Genomic DNA, 19,371 nt, shown 5'->3' with positions numbered 1-19,371 from the left:
GAAAAACGCGATGCGTATGGCAAAAGGATTGTTGGGCTTGCTGGTGGTGTTGCCATTGCTGGCCTCGGCCGAGGAAATCGGCCAGGTGTCGACGGTGTTCAAGTTTGTCGGGCCGAACGACCGGATTGTGGTCGAGGCGTTCGATGACCCGAAGGTTGAGGGTGTGACCTGCTACCTGTCGCGCGCCAAGACCGGTGGTGTGAAGGGTGGGTTGGGTCTGGCCGAGGATCGTGCCGAGGCGTCCATTGCTTGCCGCCAGGTCGGGCCGATCAACTTCAGGGGCGAGTTGAAGGATGGTGAAGAGGTTTTCAAGGAGCGCACTTCGCTGGTGTTCAAGACCATGCAGGTGGTGCGCTTCCTCGACAAGAAGCGCAATACGCTGGTCTATCTGGTCTACAGTGATCGTCTGATCGAGGGTAGCCCGCAGAATGCGGTGACGGCGATCCCGATTCTGCCGTGGGCGTCAGCTCATTAATCACGCGTAAAAAAAGAGGAGTCGATTGGCAAGCCGATTGGCTCCTCTTTTTTGGGTCTTGATTTCAGCAAATCGCAGGCAATAAAAAACCGACCCTGAGGTCGGTTTTTTAATGACTACGTCGCTTAGGCAGCTTCTTTCAGTGCCTTGACGTGGCCATTCAGACGGCTCTTATGACGAGCAGCCTTGTTCTTGTGGATGATGCCTTTATCGGCCATGCGGTCGATAACTGGCACAGCCAGAACGTATGCAGCTTGAGCTTTTTCAGCGTCTTTTGCGTCGATGGCTTTAACTACATTCTTGATGTAGGTACGAACCATGGAACGCAGGCTGGCGTTGTGGCTGCGACGCTTCTCAGCCTGTTTTGCACGTTTTTTGGCGGAAGGTGAGTTGGCCACCGTCGAGCTCCTCGAAAGACTTTTTAGGAAATAGCAAACAAAATAGGCCGCGAATCATGCCGATGAGTTGAAGTCTTGTCAAGGGCGCTTGAAACGTTCCGCTAAGTGGTAGGCGTGGTGCGACGGGATATTTCTTTCCGGCGTGTGACCTGTAAACTCGCGAGCTTTGGCTCTGTGCTGTTGCGGCGCGGAGTATCGCACAAGTGGGCGCGTTATTCGCCTGCTGTTTATCGACAGGCACACATTCCTTCAATGAATCTGCTCAAATCGTTGGCCGCCGTCAGCTCTATCACGATGCTTTCCCGGATTCTCGGGTTTGTTCGCGACACGCTCATCGCCCGCACCTTCGGCGCCGGAATGGCGACCGACGCCTTCTTCATCGCCTTCAAACTGCCCAACCTGCTGCGCAGGATTTTCGCCGAGGGCGCATTTTCCCAGGCTTTTGTGCCTATCCTGGCCGAATATAAAAGCCAGAAGGGCGAAGAGGCGACGCGCACCTTTATTGCCTACGTTTCCGGTCTGCTGACGCTGGTGCTGGCGCTGGTCACCGCGCTGGGCATGATTGCCGCGCCCTGGGTGATCTGGGCCACAGCGCCGGGTTTCACCGATACCCCGGAAAAATTCCAGCTGACCTCCGACCTGCTGCGAGTGACCTTCCCTTATATATTGCTGATCTCCCTGTCTTCCCTGGCGGGGGCGATCCTCAATACCTGGAACCGTTTCTCGGTGCCGGCATTCGTGCCGACCCTTCTCAACGTCAGCATGATCGTGTTTTCGCTGTTCCTGACGCCGTACTTCGATCCGCCGGTCATGGCCCTTGGCTGGGCGGTGCTGGTCGGTGGCCTCGCGCAGCTGCTCTATCAACTGCCGCACCTGAGAAAGATCGGCATGCTGGTACTGCCGCGCCTGAATCTGCGCGATACCGGTGTCTGGCGGGTCATGAAGCAGATGTTGCCGGCTATCATCGGCGTCTCGGTCAGCCAGATTTCCCTGATCATCAACACTATTTTCGCCTCGTTCCTGGTGGCGGGCTCGGTGTCGTGGATGTATTACGCCGACCGTCTGATGGAGCTGCCGTCCGGTGTGCTCGGTGTGGCGCTGGGCACGATCCTGCTGCCGACATTGGCCAAGACCTATGCGAGCAAGGATCGCCACGAATATTCGCGGATTCTCGACTGGGGCCTGCGGCTGTGCTTCGTGCTGGTACTGCCGTGTGCGCTGGCGCTGGGTATCCTGGCAGAACCGTTAACCGTTTCGCTGTTCCAGTACGGCCAGTTCAGCGGCTTTGACGCGCAGATGACGCAGCGGGCATTGATTGCCTATTCTGTCGGTCTGCTCGGCATTATCGTGATCAAAGTGTTGGCGCCTGGCTTTTATGCGCAACAGAACATCCGGACACCGGTAAAAATCGCAATCTTCACCCTGGTGGTGACGCAGCTGTTCAACCTGGTGTTGATCGGTCCGCTGGCCCACGCCGGTCTGGCGTTGGCTATCAGCGCCGGTGCCTGCCTGAACGCCGGGCTGCTGTTCTATCAACTGCGCAAGCAACAGATGTATCAACCACAGCCGGGCTGGCTGAAGTTCGGTTTCAAGCTGGTGGTTGCGGTGGCGGTGATGTCGGCCGTGCTGTTGATCGGCATGCATTTCATGCCCGCGTGGGATCAGGGTCACATGCTGGAGCGCTTCCTGCGTCTGGGCGCGTTGGTGATTGCTGGCGTGGTCGCCTATTTCGGCATGTTGCTGCTGCTCGGTTTCCGCCTGCGCGACTTCAATCGCAAGGCGTTGAGCTGAGGTTTCACCCCTGAAAGACGGGCGCGAGCCGGCAGTTTTGTCGGCTCGATCACTTTGGGTTACGGTGTTGCCTGTCGTCGGCCGTCGGGTGTGGTTATAATCGGCCACTTTATGAGCAAGAAGCGCGTTATGCAGCTGGTTCGAGGCCTCCACAATCTGCGCCCCCAGCATCGGGGCTGCGTCGCCACTATTGGCAACTTTGACGGTGTTCACCGTGGTCACCAGGCCATCCTGGCCCGACTGCGTGAGCGTGCGCTCGAGTTGGGCGTACCCAGCTGCGTGGTAATTTTCGAGCCGCAGCCACGGGAATTCTTTGCCCCGGAGACCGCGCCGGCGCGTCTCGCCCGGTTGCGCGACAAGCTGCAACTGCTGGCCGCTGAAGGTGTCGACCGGGTCTTGTGTCTGGCCTTCAACCAGCGCTTGAGCAAGCTCAGCGCCAGCGAGTTCGTCGATACCATCCTGGTCGATGGCCTCGGCGTGCAGCATCTGGAGGTCGGTGATGATTTCCGCTTCGGTTGCGACCGCCTCGGCGATTTCGATTTCCTGTTGCAGGCCGGCCAGGTTCACGGTTTTACCGTCGAAGCCGCGCAAACCGTCGAGCTGGACGGCATTCGTGTCAGCAGCACTCAGGTGCGCAACGCGTTGGCCGCCGCCGATTTTGCTTTGGCTGAGCGTCTGCTCGGCCGCCCGTACCGGATTGCCGGTCGCGTGCTGCATGGCCAGAAACTGGCCCGGCAGTTGGGTACGCCCACGGCGAACATTCAACTGAAACGCCGTCGCGTGCCGTTCACCGGGGTTTACCTGGTCGACGTCGACATCGACGGCAAGACCTGGCCCGGCGTCGCCAATATCGGCGTTCGGCCCACGGTCCAAGGTGATGGCAAGGCCCACCTTGAAGTCCATCTTTTAGATTTTGCCGGCGATCTGTATGACCGGCGTTTGACGGTGGTTTTCCACCAGAAGCTGCGTGAAGAGCAGCGTTTCGCCTCCCTGGAGGCATTGAAAACGGCGATCAGCGCGGATGTCGCCGCCGCCCGTGCACTAGCCGCACCTAGCGCCCATCGCTAATGAAGAGCCTTAAATGACCGACTATAAAGCCACGCTAAACCTTCCGGACACCGCCTTCCCAATGAAGGCCGGCCTGCCACAGCGCGAACCGCAGATCCTGCAGCGCTGGGACAGTATTGGCCTGTACGGAAAGTTGCGCGAGATTGGCAAGGATCGTCCGAAGTTCGTCCTGCACGACGGCCCTCCGTACGCCAACGGTACGATTCACATCGGTCACGCACTGAACAAGATTCTCAAGGACATGATCATCCGCTCGAAGACCCTGTCGGGCTTCGACGCGCCGTATGTCCCGGGCTGGGATTGCCACGGCCTGCCGATCGAGCACAAGGTCGAAGTGACCCACGGCAAGAACCTGGGCGCGGACAAGACTCGCGAACTGTGCCGTGCCTACGCCACCGAACAGATCGAAGGGCAGAAGACCGAGTTCATCCGCCTCGGCGTCCTGGGCGACTTCGCCAATCCGTACAAGACCATGAACTTCAAGAACGAGGCCGGTGAAATCCGCGCCCTCGCCGAAATCGTCAAGGGCGGTTTCGTGTTCAAGGGCTTGAAACCGGTGAACTGGTGCTTCGATTGCGGTTCGGCCCTGGCCGAAGCGGAAGTCGAGTACGAGAACAAGAAGTCCTCGACCATCGACGTAGCGTTCCCGATCGCTGACGAGGCCAAACTGGCCGCCGCATTCGGTCTGCCGTCGCTGGGCAAACCGGCCTCGATCGTGATCTGGACCACCACCCCGTGGACCATCCCGGCCAACCAGGCGCTCAACGTTCATCCGGAATTCACCTACGCCCTGGTCGACATCGGCGACAAGCTGCTGGTGCTGGCTGAAGAGCTGGTCGAATCCTGTCTGACCCGTTACGGCGTCGAAGGCACCGTATTGGCCACCGCACCGGGTTCGGCGCTGGAACTGATCAATTTCCGTCACCCGTTCTATGACCGTCTGTCGCCGGTGTACCTGGCCGACTACGTGGAACTGGGCGCCGGCACCGGCGTGGTTCACTCCGCGCCGGCCTACGGCGTGGACGACTTCGTGACCTGCAAGAAATACGGCATGGTCAACGACGACATCCTCAACCCGGTACAGAGCAACGGCGTCTACGTGCCGTCGCTGGAATTCTTCGGCGGCCAGTTCATCTGGAAGGCCAACCCGGCCATCGTCGAAAAACTGACCGAAGTCGGTGCGCTGCTGCACACCACCGTCATCGAACACAGCTACATGCACTGCTGGCGCCACAAGACCCCGCTGATCTACCGCGCCACCGCGCAGTGGTTCATCGGCATGGACAAGGAGCCAGTCAGCGGCGACACCCTGCGCGTACGCTCGCTCAAAGCCATCGAAGACACCAAGTTCGTTCCGGCCTGGGGCCAGGCGCGCCTGCACTCGATGATCGCCAACCGTCCGGATTGGTGCATCTCCCGTCAGCGCAACTGGGGCGTGCCGATCCCGTTCTTCCTGAACAAGGAAAGCGGTGAACTGCACCCACGTACCGTCGAGCTGATGGAAGAAGTCGCCAAGCGCGTTGAAGTCGAAGGCATCGAAGCCTGGTTCAAACTCGACGCGGCCGAACTGCTGGGCGATGAAGCGCCGCAGTACGACAAGATCAGCGACACCCTCGATGTCTGGTTCGACTCGGGCACCACCCACTGGCACGTCCTGCGCGGTTCGCACCCGATGGGCCACGAGACCGGTCCGCGTGCCGACCTTTACCTGGAAGGTTCGGACCAGCACCGTGGCTGGTTCCATTCGTCTCTGCTGACCGGTTGCGCCATCGACAACCACGCGCCGTACCGCGAGCTGCTGACCCACGGCTTCACCGTGGACGAGTCCGGCCGCAAGATGTCCAAGTCCCTGGGCAACGTGATCGCGCCGCAGAAAGTCAACGACACCCTGGGCGCCGACATCATGCGTCTGTGGGTTGCGTCGACCGACTACTCTGGCGAAATGGCCGTGTCCGAGCAGATCCTGCAGCGCAGCGCGGACGCCTATCGTCGTATTCGTAACACCGCGCGTTTCCTGCTTTCCAACCTGACCGGCTTCGACCCGGCCACCGATCTGCTGCCGGCCGAAGACATGCTGGCGCTGGATCGCTGGGCGGTGGACCGTACGCTGCTGCTGCAACGCGAGCTGCAAGAGCACTACGGCGAATACCGTTTCTGGAACGTCTACTCGAAGATCCACAACTTCTGCGTGCAGGAGCTGGGTGGTTTCTACCTGGACATCATCAAGGACCGCCAGTACACCACCGGCGCCGACAGCAAGGCCCGTCGTTCGTGCCAGACCGCGCTGTTCCACATCTCCGAAGCGCTGGTGCGCTGGATCGCGCCGATCCTGGCGTTCACCGCCGACGAGCTGTGGCAATACCTGCCGGGCGAGCGCAACGAATCGGTGATGCTCAACACCTGGTACGAAGGCCTGACCGAGTTGCCGGAAGGCTTCGAGCTGGGTCGCGAGTACTGGGATCGCATCATGGAAGTGAAGGTGGCGGTCAACAAAGAGATGGAAATCCAGCGCGCGGCCAAGGCCGTCGGTGGCAATCTGCAAGCCGAAGTGACGCTGTTTGCCGAAGACGCGCTGACTGCCGACCTGGCCAAACTGAGCAACGAGCTGCGCTTTGTCCTGATCACCTCGACTGCCACTGTTGCGCCGTTCGTGCAGGCTCCGGCCGACGCCGTGGCCACCGAAGTCAGCGGCCTGAAGCTGAAGATCGTCAAATCCGCCTTCCCGAAATGTGCCCGTTGCTGGCACTGTCGCGAAGATGTCGGCGTGAACCCGGAGCATCCGGAAATCTGCGGCCGTTGCGTGGACAACATCGATGGCGCCGGCGAGGTTCGTCACTATGCCTAATGCCGTTGGCCGTTTCGGACGGCTGAGCTGGCTCTGGTTGAGCTTGCTGGTTCTGGTCATCGACCAGGCCAGCAAGTTCTACTTCGAAGGCAAGCTCGAGATGTTCCAGCAGATCGTGATCATCCCTGATTACTTCAGCTGGACCCTGGCCTACAACACCGGCGCTGCCTTCAGCTTCCTCGCGGACAGCTCCGGCTGGCAGCGCTGGCTGTTCGCGCTGATCGCGATTGTGGTCAGTGCGGTGCTGGTGGTCTGGCTCAAGCGTCTGGGGCGCAACGAAACCTGGCTGGCCATCGCGCTGGCGCTGGTGCTGGGCGGCGCACTGGGCAACCTTTATGACCGCATTGCCCTGGGCCATGTGATCGACTTCATTCTGGTGCACTGGCAGAACCGCTGGTACTTCCCGGCGTTCAACTTCGCCGACAGCGCCATCACCGTTGGTGCGGTGATGCTGGCACTGGACATGTTCAAAAGTAAAAAAACCGGAGAAGCCGTTCATGACTGAACAGGTATTGGCTGAGCAACGCATCGGCCAGAACACGGAAGTCACCTTGCACTTTGCATTGCGCCTGGAGAACGGCGACACGGTCGACAGCACTTTCGACAAAGCCCCTGCGACCTTCAAGGTCGGCGACGGCAACCTGCTGCCGGGTTTCGAGGCGGCGCTGTTCGGCTTCAAGGCCGGCGACAAGCGTACCCTGACCGTCGAGCCGGAAAACGCCTTCGGCCAGCCGAACCCGCAAAACGTACAGATCATCCCGCGTTCGCAGTTTGCGGACATGGAACTGTCGCCGGGGCTGCTGGTGATCTTCAACGATGCGGCCAATACTGAGCTGCCGGGTGTGGTGAAAGAGTTCGACGACGCGCAAGTGACCGTTGACTTCAACCACCCGCTGGCAGGCAAGACGCTGACCTTTGACGTGGAAATCTTCTCCGTCAAAGCGCTCTGAGTAACACAGCAGAACCCCTGTGGGAGCGGGCTTGCTCGCGAATGCTGACTGACATTCAACATAAAAGTTGTCTGGCACACCGCTTTCGCGAGCAAGCCCGCTCCCACAGGGATTGCAATGATCCATTTTCTTGCGCGCAAGACACGAGGCACAGCATGCAAATCAAACTCGCCAACCCCCGTGGCTTCTGCGCCGGCGTGGACCGGGCGATCGAAATCGTCAACCGCGCCCTGGAAGTCTTCGGGCCGCCGATCTATGTGCGTCATGAAGTGGTGCACAACAAGTTCGTGGTCGAAGACCTGCGCAGTCGTGGCGCGATCTTCGTCGAAGAGCTGGATCAGGTGCCGGACGATGTCATCGTGATTTTCAGTGCCCACGGCGTCTCGCAAGCTGTGCGTAGCGAAGCCGCCGGCCGTGGCCTGAAAGTGTTCGACGCCACCTGCCCGCTGGTGACCAAGGTGCACATCGAAGTCGCGAAATACAGCCGCGACGGCCGTGAATGCATCCTGATCGGCCACGCCGGTCACCCGGAAGTCGAAGGCACCATGGGCCAGTACGACGCCAGCAATGGCGGCGCGATCTACCTCGTCGAAGACGAGAAGGATGTCGCCGAGTTGCAGGTGCGCAACCCCGACAAGCTCGCCTTTGTCACCCAGACCACGTTGTCCATGGATGACACCAGCCGTGTCATCGATGCGCTGCGTACGCGTTTCCCGGCCATTGGCGGGCCGCGCAAGGACGATATCTGCTACGCCACCCAGAACCGTCAGGACGCGGTCAAGCAACTGGCTGACGAATGCGATGTGGTGTTGGTGGTGGGCAGTCCGAACAGTTCCAACTCCAACCGCCTGCGTGAGCTGGCCGAACGCATGTCCACGCCGGCCTACCTGATCGATGGCGCCGAAGACCTGCAGAAGAGCTGGTTCGACGGAGTCGAGCGTATCGGCATCACTGCCGGCGCCTCCGCCCCGGAAGTTCTGGTACGTGGCGTGATCCAGCAGTTGCAGGCCTGGGGCGCCACCGGCGCCGACGAACTGGCCGGGCGTGAGGAGAACATCACGTTCTCGATGCCTAAAGAGTTGCGCGTCCGTTCGATCTGATCGCTTTATCCTTTCGGCACAACGCCTGTTCAGCCTTTTGGCTGGCCAGGCGTACGCGACCGGTCGCCGCCAGCACCACCTGAAGCTGGCTGACCGGTTCACGAGCCGAACATAGATGTATCGTCCCCGCCTGAAACTTCCGGTCCGGCACCAGTGGCTGGCCCAGGCTGCTGAACCGAATGTACCGGCTCACCAACCAGTTGCCGACAATCGGTATCTTTCCGTCATTCGCCTGCTCGATCAGCAATGGATTACCCGCATCCGCCGACCCCTTTCCATTGAGATCCAGGATGATCCGCCAGCCCTGACCCCAGTCACCGTTGATGCCATGAATCACCACACTCTGGTTGCGCGTGATGGCCATGCTCCGGGCATTACGAATCCCGTCGAGCAAAGACTGCGCGGCCTGCTGCCGCCGGTTTGATTCGGTGAAGTCCGCCAGCGCCGGACTGACCAGCGACAGAACAATTGCGCCGATCGCCAGTCCCATAAGCAGTTCGACCAGACTGAAACCCTGTTGCGGCATGTGCGCCTCCTCCCTGGATTGTGCACGGCGGCGCAATCCGTGCGCCGCACGCGGTAAATCAACCGGCGCATGCCGGTCGAATGTTCTAGGTTTGTACAGGTATAGCCGACGGCAACGGAGGGCATCGATGGATCATCGTACAAAAGGTTTCACGCTGATCGAGCTGTTGGTGGCGGTCGCGGTGTTTGTGATCCTGATCACGATGGCGGTGCCGGCATTCACCCGTTCGGTGCAGGGCAGCAAGGCCGACACCGAGGTCGGCGACCTGCAACGGGCCCTCAACTACGCCAGGCTCGAGGCGATCAACCGGGGCGTCACCACTCGCTTGCGGCCGAGCGCCGGCGGCAGTGTCTGGACCGGCGAGTTGTCGGTCTACGACAGTACTGGCACTCCGGCCAATGTATTACGGGTTGTTCCAGCAATGAGCAGCGGTGCGACTCTGACGCTACCCTCTGGGGTGACCGCGCTGGATTTCAACAATCTGGGCGGGCTGGCGGCGCCATCCACGGCGGTGGTGATCAGTTACACGCTGGGCACGCAAAGCAGGACGCTGAACGTGTGTCTGAACGGACGAATTCAATTGGGTGGAAGTTGCGGATGAGGGCAGGGAGCAAGCACGCACAGGAGGGCATGACGCTGATCGAAGTGCTGGTCGCGTTGTTGATTCTGACGGTCGGGTTGCTGGGCGCGGCGGCGGTTCAGCTCAATGCGCTGAAGTACACCGACAGCTCGCGGATGACCAGCCAGGCGAGTTTCATCGCCTACGACATGATGGACCGGATCCGCGCCAACTCGGGCGCCGACTACACCGTCACACCGCCGACCACGGGTAACCTGAGTGTCGCCCGGGATCAGGATCTCTACGACTTCAGCACCAACATCGTCAATTTCGGCGGCCCGACCGCCACCGGCAGCATCACCCTCAATCAGCGCGTGTACACCATCACCATCACCTGGAGTGACGCGCGCGCCGCCAATACGGCCGGTGCAACCCGCAGCTTCGTCCTGACCAGTCGCGCCGCGGTCGATCCGGTGACCACACCATGAAGCGCCATAACTTGGGTTTCGGTCTGATCGAAATGCTGGTCGCTCTGGCGCTGGGGCTGATCGTGGTGCTCGGCGTGGTGCAGATCTTCCTGGCGGCGAAGAACACTTACGTCAGTCAGAACAGTGCGGCCGCCATGCAGGAGGACGCGCGGTTTGTGCTGAGCAAGATGATTCAGGAGCTGCGCATGGTGGGCATGTTCGGCTGCCTGGGCACGATTACCGATTCCAGCTCGGCGGGGGATTTCAATGCGGCCCAGATCACGCCGATCAGTTGGGACAACGCCAATCTCAAACTGACCCTGGTCACCGCCGATGTCGGCAGCGCGGGCGGGACGCCGACCTGGACCGTGGTCTCCGATTGCCGCAACAGCGCCACCGCTTATACCGGCGCGCGAGTGGCGGCGACGGGGCAGATCGCGTTCCCGATCCGTCGGCTGGTCTACAGCTTCAGCAACAACCAGATTCTGATGGGCACTGGCAGCGGCAATCCGGCCCAACAGGTGCTTGTGAACAACGTCAGTGCATTTACCGTGACGTTCGGTCTGGCGAGTTCCGCGACCGATGTTGCGGCGTCCACCTACAGCGCCAACCCCGGTGATCCGGCGCGGATTCGCAGCGTGCGCCTGAGCCTGACCCTCACTGACCCGAACAACCGGGTCAGCAATCAAACCTTCAACGTGGTTGCCGCCTTGCGCAACCGCTTGCAGTGAGGGGCGAGCGATGAACGTTTCTCTCCATCGGCGAAGGTCCCAGGGCGGCATGGTGTTGCTGGTCAGCCTGGTATTTCTGCTGCTTCTGACGGTGATCGGCCTGTCATCGATGCAGAGCGCCAACCTGCAGGAAAAAATGGCCGGCAGCGTGAGTCTGCGCAATCAATCGTTCCAGACGGCCGAGGCGGCGCTGCGCATCGGCGAAAGTGCGGTGCAACTGGACGGCTACGCGCTGGCGGTGTGCGCCAGCCCTACCCAGTGCGCGCCGCCGGCGGAGTCCTCGGTGGTCAGCACGGCCGGGTTCAACTCCACGTCGGGGGTCACCTGGATCGCCGCCGGCAGCGGGTTCTACGGGGTGCAGAATATCGGCACGACCCTGACGGCGGTGAACGTACCGAGCAACACCTCGGCGACGTTGTACCGGGTCACGGCCGTCGGCATCGCCGGCACTTCGCGCAGTGTGGTGGAGAGTGTCTATGCGAAGTACTGAGCGACGCTTCAAATGGTTGTCGCTGCTGCTCGGCATGTTGACCGGGCTCTATCTGGCGGCACCGGCGTATGCTTTCACGCCGTCCGACTCGCCACTGTTGAGCGCGGCCGCCGTGCCACCGAACGTCATGTTGATGATCGACGACTCGGGCAGCATGAACAGCATCATCTATGCAGCAGGGTTCGATCCGACCGTGGATCGCACGCCGGCCCGTCAGTGCAACGCGGTCATCGGCCTGTGTCTGAGCTCGACCGCCATTACCGGCGATACGATCTTTCTGTCGAGCCTGCCGACCTCCGGCTGCTCCGGCGGCGCCTATGCGTTCTACAACAACAGCCTGACGCCGCTCTGCCTGAAGCTGCCGGATCCGGTGGGCAGCGGCAACACCCGCTATTCGGCGGATTACATTTCCTACGTGGTGAGTCTGGCGATCAACAACGGCACACGCGACTTCACCACCGGGGCGATTCCCAACGATTACCGGATCAACGTGGCGCGCAACGTCTCCACCGCACTGGTCACCAGCAACCGCAACCTGCGCATGGGCCTGGCCACCTTCAATCCGGCCACCAGCAACAACCCCGGCAACGGCGGTTTCATTGCCCGCTCCGTCAGCGACCTGTCACCGGTCAGCGGCAGCGTGACCCAGGCCCAGGCCGACACCAACTACAACGCACTGATTTCCTCGATCAATGGCCTGAGCGCGGTGGCCAACACGCCGCTGGCCGAGACCTACTACGAAATCACCCGCTACATGCGCGGGATGGCGCCGTACTACAACAGCACGCCGAGCACTTACACCAGCCCGATCCAGTACCGCTGCCAGAAAAACTACGGGGTGGTGATCACTGATGGTTTGCCGACCTATGACCGCACCTTTCCCAGCAACGACCCGCTGGGTGGCAGCCGCTTGCCGAACTGGGACGGCATCAACAATGACGGGAACAACCTCAACGGGGACGGGGAGGGCGATACGCTGTATCTGGACGATATCGCCAAGTTCGCCTTCGACATCGACATGCGTTCCACCGGCACCGATGCAGCGGGCAAGAGCTGGAACGCGGTGGATTTCCCCAGGCAGAACATGAACACCTACACCGTGGGTTTCACCGCTTCCAACGACATGCTCTCGGACGCCGCCGATTACGGACAGGGCCGCTACTACCAGGCGACCGACAGCGCCGGCCTGAATGCCGCGCTGTCTTCGGCGTTGAGCGACATCACCTCGAAGGCCGGTTCCGGCGGCAGCGGCGTGGCCAGTGGCACCACGCTGGCGAGCGGCACCAGTTATTTCCAGACCAGTTATGACCCCAAGGACTGGCGCGGCACGATCAAGTCCTTTGGGTTCAACTCGGCCGGGGCGGTCAATACGTCGACCGCGCTGTGGACCACCGACACGGCCATCGTGCCCGGTGCCACTGCGCCGACCTACCAGTCCTGGAATTCCCTGAACAACGCGGTGGTTACGCTGGCCTACGGTAATTTCTCACCGGCCCAGCAGACTGTTCTCAGCCAGGGTTTGCCCACCGGCATCAGCGGCATCGACCTGGTTGAATGGAGCAAGGGCACCAACAAGACCGGGCTCAAAGTGCGCAGCGTGTTGCTCGGAGACATCATCAACTCGCCGCTGGTGCTGGCTTCGCCCACGGAAAAAACCGCTTCCGATCTGGCCGGTGACACCACCTACAGCACTTACCTGACCACCAAGGCTTCGAACATGAATGCCAGCCTGGTGGTAAACGCCAACGACGGTTTTGTCAGCGTCATCAACTCGGCCAACGGTACCCGGCGCTATGCCTACATGCCGTCCAGCGTATTGCCCTCGCTGCGCCTGATTGCCGATCCGAACTACGTCAATGGCGTCAGCCACAAGTTTCTGGTGGATGGTCAACTCGGTGTATTCGATGCGCAATTCGGCACGGCCTGGAAAACCCTGGCCATCGGCGGGACAGGGGCCGGTGGCAAGACTTTCTATGGGCTTCAACTATTCGACGCCTCGGCGGGCAACGTCATTCGTGCCTTGTGGGAAGTCAGCGCGCCGGCCACTGCCAGCACTTCCAACGCTTTCAATGATCTGGGTTACGCCTATGCCCGTCCGGAAGTGGCACGCTTGGCTGATGGTCGCTGGGCGGCGTTCATTGCCAATGGTTACGGCAGCAACTCCGGGGTGGCGGCGCTGTATGTGCTGGATGTGCGTGACGGCTCGCTGATCAAGAAAATCGTCATCGACAGTACGGAAACCACCAACGGTTTGTCCTCAGTGAAGCTGCGGGTCAATTCGCAGAACGTGGTGCAGGCGGCGTATGGCGGTGACTTGAAGGGGCGGTTGTGGAAGTTCGACCTGAGCGCCACGTCCTCCGACAGCTGGGGCGTAGCTTTTTCCGGCAAGCCGTTGTTCACCACGGCCGGCGGGACGACTCAGCCGATCACCGCGCAGCCGTTACTGGCGGACAACGCTCTGGGCGGCAAACAGATTTTCGTTGGCACCGGCAAGTTCAACGAAACCGCCGACAAGACCAACAAGGATTTGCAGGCGTTCTATTCGGTGTGGGATGCCGATGGCGGGTCGGGCCAGATCACGGTCAGCAGTTTGCAGGCGCAGGCGATTACCGGGGTGTTCTCCGGCAGTACCGGGCAGTTCGTCACCACCAGCCAGAACGACACGACTTATCCGGCGGAGAAGGGCTGGTATCTGCCGCTGGTGTACAACAACGCCTTGACTGGCGAACGGGTGATCAATCAGGCCAGTCTGGTGCTGGGACGCATCGTGTTCACCACGGCCAGTGTCGATACCACCGACCCGTGTTCCAGTTTCGGTACCGGCAAACTGATCGAACTCGATGCGTTCAGCGGTAAGATGCTCAACTACGCGGTGCTCGACACCAATGCCGATGGCGTGGTCGACAGCAACGACACGATTTCCAGCGGCGTGGTATTCACCGGTGGTATCCCGACCTTGAACGCCATCGTCAACGGTGCATCACGCAAGGTCGTGAACGATTCCAGTGGCGGTATTACCACCCTGGTGGAAAAATCCGGCGGCGGCAGCCGTCGCATAATGTGGCGACAAATACAGTAAGTGAGAGTTGAGGCATGCGCAGATTCAACCGAGGTTTCACCCTGATCGAAATCATGATCGTGATTGCGATCATCGGTATCGTCATCACCATCGGCTATCCGAGCCTCACCGAATACGTGAAGAAGGGCCGTCGTGCCGACGTGGTCAGCACTTTGTCGGAACAGGCACAGATCCTCGAACGCTTCTATTCGAAGAACAACGTCTACACCGGTGTCACCGGGTTGAGCACCGGCAACGATTTCTACACCATCACGCCGACGATCACCGATCAGACCTTCCTGCTGACCGCGACCCGCAAGACCGGCACGGCCATGGCCACTGACAAGTGTGGGGATTTCACCCTCACCAACACCGGTGTCAGAAGCATGAACAACGCGACCACCGGGCTGACCACCAAGGATTGCTGGGGCCGCTGAGCCGCTTTATTTCGGGCGCCATTTGCGCCCACTGTCTTTTTTACGGTTGGATCAAACATGACCAGGCAACAGCAAGTGGTGATTGTCGGTGGCGGAGTGATTGGCCTGCTCACTGCGTACAACCTCGCCTACGAAGTCGGCAGCGTGGTGCTGCTGGATCGTTCGAACGTCGGCCAGGAGTCGTCCTGGGCCGGCGGCGGTATCGTCTCTCCGCTGTACCCGTGGCGCTACAGCCCGGCCGTCACCGCGCTGGCGCATTGGTCGCAGGATTTTTATCCACAGCTGGGCGAGCGCCTGTTTGCCGATACCGGGGTCGATCCCGAAGTGCACACCACCGGCCTGTACTGGCTGGATCTGGATGACGAAGCCGAAGCGCTGGCCTGGGCCGCGCGGGAGGACCGTCCGCTACGGGCTGTGGATATCTCGGCGGCGCATGATGCGGTGCCAGTGCTCGGTGGCGGCTTTTCCCGGGCGATCTACATGGCCGATGTGGCCAACGTGCGCAATCCGCGGCTGGTGAAGTCTTTGAAAGCGGCGTTGCAGGCGCTGCCGAACGTGACGATCCATGAGCAGTGTGAAGTCAGCGGGTTTGTCCGTGATGGCGAGCGGGTGGTGGGCGTGCAGACCTCCACTGGTGTGATCACCGGTGATCAGGTCGTTCTCACCGCAGGTGCGTGGAGCGGCGAACTGCTCAAGACCCTGGACCTGTCGCTGCCGGTGGAACCGGTCAAGGGCCAGATGATTCTCTACAAGTGCGCGGCGGATTTCCTGCCGAGCATGGTGCTGGCCAAGGGGCGCTACGCGATTCCGCGCCGTGACGGGCACATTCTGATCGGCAGTACGCTGGAACACGAAGGCTTCGACAAGACCCCGACGGACAACGCGCTGGAAAGCCTCAAGGCCTCGGCAGTCGAGTTGCTGCCGGCGCTGACCGATGCCGAAGTGGTGGGGCACTGGGCCGGGCTGCGACCGGGTTCGCCCGAGGGCATCCCTTACATTGGCCGGGTTCCGGGTTTTGACGGTCTGTGGCTGAACTGCGGGCATTACCGCAACGGGCTGGTGCTGGCGCCGGCGTCCTGTCAGTTGTTTGCCGATGTGATGCTGGGGCGCGCGCCGATCATTGATCCGGCGCCGTATGCACCGGCCGGACGGATCTAGTCAGTTTTTTAGCGGTGCCTGATAAATCGCTTTCGCGGGCAAGTCGAATCGTCGCACCGCCGCTCCCACAGGGTACGGCGCTTTACTCAAAAGTTGAGCACGGCACAAAACTGTGGGAGCGGCGGTGCGACGATTCGACTTGCCCGCGAAGAGGCCCTCAATCCAGACCCAGTTTCTTCAGCCTGTAGCGCATCGACCGAAATGACAGGCTCAACCGCTGCGCCGCCGCCGTGCGATTCCAGCGGGTTTCCTCCAGCGCCTGCAGAATCAGTTTGCGTTCGACGCTTTCCAGATAGTCTTCCAGATTGTCGATCTGCGTGAGATCGGCAATGCCGCCTTCAGCGGTGCCATTACCTTCACTCAGGCGTAAATCCTCGGCCTCGATCGTGCGGTTTTCACACAGGGTGTGTGCCCGCTCGAGCACGTTCTCCAGCTCCCGCACGTTGCCCGGAAAACGGTAGTTTTTCAGCGCTTCGAGTGCATGGGGGTGAAGACGTGCCGCCGGTTGCCCGGTGCCATTGGCCAGGCGCTTGAGCACATGGCCGGCCAACGCTTCGATGTCCTCGCGACGTTCGCGCAGGGACGGCACACGCAGTTCGATCACGTTCAACCGGTAATACAGATCCTGACGAAAGCGCTCGGCAGCCACTTCCGCGTCGAGATCCTTGTGCGTCGCGCAAAGGATGCGCACATCAACCACGGTTTCCTGTTGACCGCCGACGCTGCGCACGGCTTTTTCCTGGATCGCCCGTAGCAGCTTGACCTGCATCGGCAGCGGCAGATCCGCCACTTCATCGAGAAACAGTGTGCCGCCATGGGCCGCCTGAAACAGTCCTGGTTTATCCTCCACTGCACCGCTGAAACTGCCTTTGCGGTGGCCGAAGAACTCGCTCTCCATCAACTCTGAAGGAATCGCCCCGCAGTTCACCGGCACGAACGGCTGATTGGCGCGGGGGCCTTGTTCATGAATCAATCGGGCCACCAGCTCCTTGCCACTGCCAGACTCGCCGCTGATGTAGACCGGTGCCTGGCTGCGGGCCAGTTTGTCGATCTGTTTGCGCAGGTTGCGCATCGGCGGTGAATCGCCGAGCAGCCGCCGGTCGATCGAAGTGCAGACATTGCCCGGCGCCGGCATACGCAACGCCGAGCCGACCAGCTCGCGCAGGCGCGTCAGGTCCACCGGTTTGGTCAGGAAGTCGAAAGCCCCGGCCTTGAGGGCGTTGATCGCCGTTTCCAGGCTGCCATAGGCGGTGATCATCGCCACCGGCAGTTGGGGATAACGTTGCTGAATGTGCTGCACCAGTTCCAGGCCGGTGCCGTCGGGCAGGCGCATGTCGGTCAGGCACAGATCGAAGGTCTCGCGGTGCAGCAGCGCTTGGGCTTCTGCGAGATTGCGTGCGCTGAAGGTGTCGAGTTTCATCCGTCCCAGGGTGATTTCCAGGAGTTCGCGGATATCCGGTTCGTCGTCGACGATGAGGATTTTTTGCCGTGGGCTCGTGTTCAACTTTGTTTCCGTCCGTGAGCAAAGGTGATGCGAAAGCAGCCGCCGCCTTGGCGTGATTTGAAGTCTAGGCGCGCTTGATTGCTTTCGCACAGCTCACGGGACAGATAAAGCCCAAGGCCGGTGCCTTGGCTGCTGGTGGTAAAGAACGGTTCGAACAGGTGAGCCTGTTGATCGAGCGGCACGCCGGGGCCGTTATCTTGCACTTCGAGCACGGCCAGCGTGCTCTCGGGGTCGATGGATAGCGTCAGCCAGACCTCGGCCGGATCGTGCAGCAGGGCGCTGTGGCGCCAGCCGTTGCGTAACAGATTGTCGAGAATCTGCGTGAGCTGGCCGGGATCCATCAACGTGCGGAAATCTCCCGGGCCGATGTGCAGATGAATGTGCTGGCGCTCGCCGGCCTGTTCGCGGCTCTCGTCGACGAACTGCTCCAGCCACGGCTTGAGATCCAGCCGTTGCGGCGCGCTCTGCTGGCGGCGGGACAGTTGCAGGACGTTTTCGATGACTCGGTTCATGCGCTGGGAGTGGTCTTGAATGATCTGCGTCAGACGCCTATCCGCGCCGTCGAGTTCCTCGGATTCCTGCAACAGCTGCGCGGCATGACTGATGGCCCCCAGCGGATTGCGGATCTCATGGGCGATACCGGCGGTCAGCCGGCCCAGCGCTGCCAGTTTCAATTGCTGGGCCTGCTGGGCGATCTGGGCGAGGTCTTCGAGAAACACCAGGGTCTGTCGGTTCGGGCTCTGTTCCAGGGCGATGAAGCTCGGCTGCAGCTCCAGGCCATTGCCGGCGATTTTCAGGCTTTGCGGGCGCAGGGTCGGGTTGTTCAGCCACAGTTGCAGGCGTTCGACCAATGCGCTCGAGTGCTCGTCGATCAAGTCGCCTTCAAGGTGTGTTTGGCCCAGGAGGGTCCTGGCGCTGTGATTGGCCAGTTGCACCCGGCGCTGTTCGTCGAGCACCAGAATGCCGGTGCGCATGCGTTGCAGGATCAGCGCGTTGAGGGCTTCGAGCCCCACCACTTCGCTGGCGCGCAGCTCGGCCAGGTTCTCACTGACTTCGAGACGGCGCATCAATCCTTGCACCAGCAATGACGCCGCGAAGCATAGGGCGCCGAGGGTGCCGGCCTGCAGATAGTCGTTGGCGCTCAGGGAATGGCTGAAACTCAGCAGAAAGCTGAGCCCGACGATGCCGAGGGTGGCGATGGCGGCGATCAGCAAGCCGATACGTCGTCGCAGCAAGGTGTTGCTGATGGCCACCGAAACGATCAGCAAGTTGCCAATCGCACTGGCCACACCGCCCGCCGCGTAGAACACGCCGCACAGCAGCAGGATGTCGACCAGTGCCAGGCCGAACAGCTGGGCCGGGCGGCGGATGTTCTCGAGGAACACCACCAGCAGGATGTTCAGCACCAGGTACAACCAGCTGCCATTGCGCAGCCACTCGTCGTTGGCCGAGGTCAGCAGGCGGTTGTCCATGTTGCTGGAGATCAGCAACACCAGGGTGATGCCGACACTTAAACGGTACAGATGATAGAGACGCAGCAGTCGCTGGGCCTGTTTGCTGTCGGCGTTGTCAGCCTCAGCGATCACTGGAACCGGGGCCTTGCTCAAGGTGAGCCTGGCTGCAATACCACTGTTGTTGAAGGTTCAGCGCGCGGTCGCGGGGCAGGTGCACGCCGCAATGGGCGCAGCGCACCATCGGCGCGGCATCCTGTTCGCGAGGCGATCGGGTGGACGAGGCGGGGGCCTTGAATTTGCGCCACAACCACACAGCGGCGGCGATCAAGGCAATCCAGAACAGTAAACGAAGCATGATGG

At 61.1% G+C, this 19,371-nt stretch carries 19 protein-coding genes; 14 read left to right on the top strand and 5 right to left on the bottom strand.

Going from position 1 to position 19,371, the window contains the following annotated elements:
• The first annotated feature begins 10 nt into the window (after nucleotides 1-10).
• Nucleotides 11-475, top strand: coding sequence for a CreA family protein (locus PDR5_RS24700; protein ID WP_064599531.1), 465 nt, complete (start codon nucleotides 11-13; stop codon nucleotides 473-475).
• 125 nt (nucleotides 476-600) lie between these two features.
• Here PDR5_RS24700 and rpsT read toward each other — a convergent pair whose 3' ends face one another.
• On the bottom strand, nucleotides 601-873 hold the full coding sequence (gene rpsT, locus PDR5_RS24695) for a 30S ribosomal protein S20 (protein ID WP_003228351.1): 273 nt from the start codon (nucleotides 871-873) through the stop codon (nucleotides 601-603).
• Between the two features lie 252 nt (nucleotides 874-1,125).
• On the opposite strand from rpsT, the gene murJ reads away from it, so the two are divergent.
• The 6 genes from murJ (at nucleotide 1,126) to ispH (ending at nucleotide 8,627) form a co-directional block, all read left to right on the top strand.
• Complete coding sequence (gene murJ / locus PDR5_RS24690; RefSeq protein WP_064599529.1) at nucleotides 1,126-2,664, top strand: murein biosynthesis integral membrane protein MurJ; 1,539 nt, start codon at nucleotides 1,126-1,128, stop codon at nucleotides 2,662-2,664.
• 129 nt (nucleotides 2,665-2,793) lie between these two features.
• On the top strand, nucleotides 2,794-3,732 hold the full coding sequence (gene ribF, locus PDR5_RS24685; RefSeq protein WP_007959537.1) for a bifunctional riboflavin kinase/FAD synthetase: 939 nt from the start codon (nucleotides 2,794-2,796) through the stop codon (nucleotides 3,730-3,732).
• Nucleotides 3,733-3,745: 13 nt separating this feature from the next.
• A complete protein-coding gene (ileS, locus tag PDR5_RS24680) occupies nucleotides 3,746-6,577 on the top strand; it encodes an isoleucine--tRNA ligase (protein WP_064599527.1) in 2,832 nt (943 codons plus the stop codon).
• Nucleotides 6,570-7,082, top strand: a complete 513-nt coding sequence (gene lspA, locus PDR5_RS24675; RefSeq protein ID WP_064118729.1) for a signal peptidase II — start codon at nucleotides 6,570-6,572, stop codon at nucleotides 7,080-7,082. The genes ileS and lspA overlap by 8 nt, the downstream gene beginning before the upstream one ends.
• A 7-nt stretch (nucleotides 7,083-7,089) precedes the next feature.
• Complete coding sequence (gene fkpB, locus PDR5_RS24670) at nucleotides 7,090-7,527, top strand: FKBP-type peptidyl-prolyl cis-trans isomerase (protein WP_170928297.1); 438 nt, start codon at nucleotides 7,090-7,092, stop codon at nucleotides 7,525-7,527.
• A 155-nt stretch (nucleotides 7,528-7,682) separates the two neighbouring features.
• Complete coding sequence (ispH, locus tag PDR5_RS24665; RefSeq protein ID WP_064599525.1) at nucleotides 7,683-8,627, top strand: 4-hydroxy-3-methylbut-2-enyl diphosphate reductase; 945 nt, start codon at nucleotides 7,683-7,685, stop codon at nucleotides 8,625-8,627.
• On the opposite strand, the gene PDR5_RS24660 is transcribed toward ispH, so the two are convergent.
• Entirely contained in the window at nucleotides 8,599-9,153 is a 555-nt protein-coding gene (locus tag PDR5_RS24660; RefSeq protein WP_064599523.1) for a GspH/FimT family pseudopilin, read from the bottom strand. The two genes, ispH and PDR5_RS24660, sit on opposite strands and share 29 nt — an antisense overlap.
• Nucleotides 9,154-9,280: 127 nt before the next feature.
• On the opposite strand from PDR5_RS24660, the gene PDR5_RS24655 reads away from it, so the two are divergent.
• From PDR5_RS24655 to thiO, 7 genes are read left to right on the top strand one after another with little or no spacing between them, the layout of a single operon-like run.
• On the top strand, nucleotides 9,281-9,754 hold the full coding sequence (locus PDR5_RS24655; RefSeq protein ID WP_064599521.1) for a GspH/FimT family pseudopilin: 474 nt from the start codon (nucleotides 9,281-9,283) through the stop codon (nucleotides 9,752-9,754).
• On the top strand, nucleotides 9,751-10,200 hold the full coding sequence (pilV, locus tag PDR5_RS24650; RefSeq protein WP_064599519.1) for a type IV pilus modification protein PilV: 450 nt from the start codon (nucleotides 9,751-9,753) through the stop codon (nucleotides 10,198-10,200). The genes PDR5_RS24655 and pilV overlap by 4 nt, the downstream gene beginning before the upstream one ends.
• Nucleotides 10,197-10,910 (top strand): PilW family protein, encoded by a 714-nt coding sequence (locus PDR5_RS24645; protein ID WP_064599518.1) that lies wholly within the window; start codon nucleotides 10,197-10,199, stop codon nucleotides 10,908-10,910. The genes pilV and PDR5_RS24645 overlap by 4 nt, the downstream gene beginning before the upstream one ends.
• 10 nt (nucleotides 10,911-10,920) lie before the next feature.
• Nucleotides 10,921-11,400, top strand: coding sequence for a pilus assembly PilX family protein (locus PDR5_RS24640; protein ID WP_064599517.1), 480 nt, complete (start codon nucleotides 10,921-10,923; stop codon nucleotides 11,398-11,400).
• Nucleotides 11,387-14,479, top strand: a complete 3,093-nt coding sequence (locus PDR5_RS24635) for a pilus assembly protein (RefSeq protein ID WP_064599516.1) — start codon at nucleotides 11,387-11,389, stop codon at nucleotides 14,477-14,479. The genes PDR5_RS24640 and PDR5_RS24635 overlap by 14 nt, the downstream gene beginning before the upstream one ends.
• Nucleotides 14,480-14,493: 14 nt before the next feature.
• Nucleotides 14,494-14,895, top strand: coding sequence for a type IV pilin protein (locus tag PDR5_RS24630; RefSeq protein WP_064599515.1), 402 nt, complete (start codon nucleotides 14,494-14,496; stop codon nucleotides 14,893-14,895).
• A 57-nt stretch (nucleotides 14,896-14,952) separates the two neighbouring features.
• Entirely contained in the window at nucleotides 14,953-16,053 is a 1,101-nt protein-coding gene (thiO, locus tag PDR5_RS24625; protein ID WP_064599513.1) for a glycine oxidase ThiO, read from the top strand.
• 157 nt (nucleotides 16,054-16,210) lie between these two features.
• Here thiO and PDR5_RS24620 read toward each other — a convergent pair whose 3' ends face one another.
• Genes PDR5_RS24620 through PDR5_RS24610 form a run of 3 tightly spaced genes read right to left on the bottom strand, consistent with a single transcriptional unit; the run spans nucleotide 16,211 to nucleotide 19,366 of the window.
• Nucleotides 16,211-17,557 (bottom strand): sigma-54-dependent transcriptional regulator, encoded by a 1,347-nt coding sequence (locus PDR5_RS24620; RefSeq protein WP_064599509.1) that lies wholly within the window; start codon nucleotides 17,555-17,557, stop codon nucleotides 16,211-16,213.
• On the bottom strand, nucleotides 17,554-19,143 hold the full coding sequence (locus PDR5_RS24615) for an ATP-binding protein (protein ID WP_064599507.1): 1,590 nt from the start codon (nucleotides 19,141-19,143) through the stop codon (nucleotides 17,554-17,556). Before PDR5_RS24615 ends, PDR5_RS24620 begins: the two co-directional genes overlap by 4 nt.
• Nucleotides 19,133-19,366, bottom strand: a complete 234-nt coding sequence (locus tag PDR5_RS24610; protein ID WP_039771683.1) for a PP0621 family protein — start codon at nucleotides 19,364-19,366, stop codon at nucleotides 19,133-19,135. Before PDR5_RS24610 ends, PDR5_RS24615 begins: the two co-directional genes overlap by 11 nt.
• Between the last annotated feature and the right edge of the window lie 5 nt (nucleotides 19,367-19,371).

The sequence above is a fragment of the Pseudomonas sp. DR 5-09 genome, assembly GCF_001655595.1.
Taxonomy (GTDB): Bacteria; Pseudomonadota; Gammaproteobacteria; order Pseudomonadales; family Pseudomonadaceae; genus Aquipseudomonas; species Aquipseudomonas pharyngis.
The sequence above is the reverse complement of the archived record's forward strand: the minus strand, read 5'-3'. Positions and strand labels throughout refer to the sequence as shown.

Coding starts and splice junctions, on each gene's coding strand:
- PDR5_RS24700 (WP_064599531.1), top strand. CDS start 11: ATGCGTATGGCAAAAGGATTGTTGGGCTTGCTGGTGGTGTTGCCATTG.
- murJ (WP_064599529.1), top strand. CDS start 1,126: ATGAATCTGCTCAAATCGTTGGCCGCCGTCAGCTCTATCACGATGCTT.
- ribF (WP_007959537.1), top strand. CDS start 2,794: ATGCAGCTGGTTCGAGGCCTCCACAATCTGCGCCCCCAGCATCGGGGC.
- ileS (WP_064599527.1), top strand. CDS start 3,746: ATGACCGACTATAAAGCCACGCTAAACCTTCCGGACACCGCCTTCCCA.
- lspA (WP_064118729.1), top strand. CDS start 6,570: ATGCCTAATGCCGTTGGCCGTTTCGGACGGCTGAGCTGGCTCTGGTTG.
- ispH (WP_064599525.1), top strand. CDS start 7,683: ATGCAAATCAAACTCGCCAACCCCCGTGGCTTCTGCGCCGGCGTGGAC.
- PDR5_RS24660 (WP_064599523.1), bottom strand. CDS start 9,153: ATGCCGCAACAGGGTTTCAGTCTGGTCGAACTGCTTATGGGACTGGCG.
- PDR5_RS24655 (WP_064599521.1), top strand. CDS start 9,281: ATGGATCATCGTACAAAAGGTTTCACGCTGATCGAGCTGTTGGTGGCG.
- pilV (WP_064599519.1), top strand. CDS start 9,751: ATGAGGGCAGGGAGCAAGCACGCACAGGAGGGCATGACGCTGATCGAA.
- PDR5_RS24645 (WP_064599518.1), top strand. CDS start 10,197: ATGAAGCGCCATAACTTGGGTTTCGGTCTGATCGAAATGCTGGTCGCT.
- PDR5_RS24640 (WP_064599517.1), top strand. CDS start 10,921: ATGAACGTTTCTCTCCATCGGCGAAGGTCCCAGGGCGGCATGGTGTTG.
- PDR5_RS24635 (WP_064599516.1), top strand. CDS start 11,387: ATGCGAAGTACTGAGCGACGCTTCAAATGGTTGTCGCTGCTGCTCGGC.
- PDR5_RS24630 (WP_064599515.1), top strand. CDS start 14,494: ATGCGCAGATTCAACCGAGGTTTCACCCTGATCGAAATCATGATCGTG.
- thiO (WP_064599513.1), top strand. CDS start 14,953: ATGACCAGGCAACAGCAAGTGGTGATTGTCGGTGGCGGAGTGATTGGC.
- PDR5_RS24610 (WP_039771683.1), bottom strand. CDS start 19,366: ATGCTTCGTTTACTGTTCTGGATTGCCTTGATCGCCGCCGCTGTGTGG.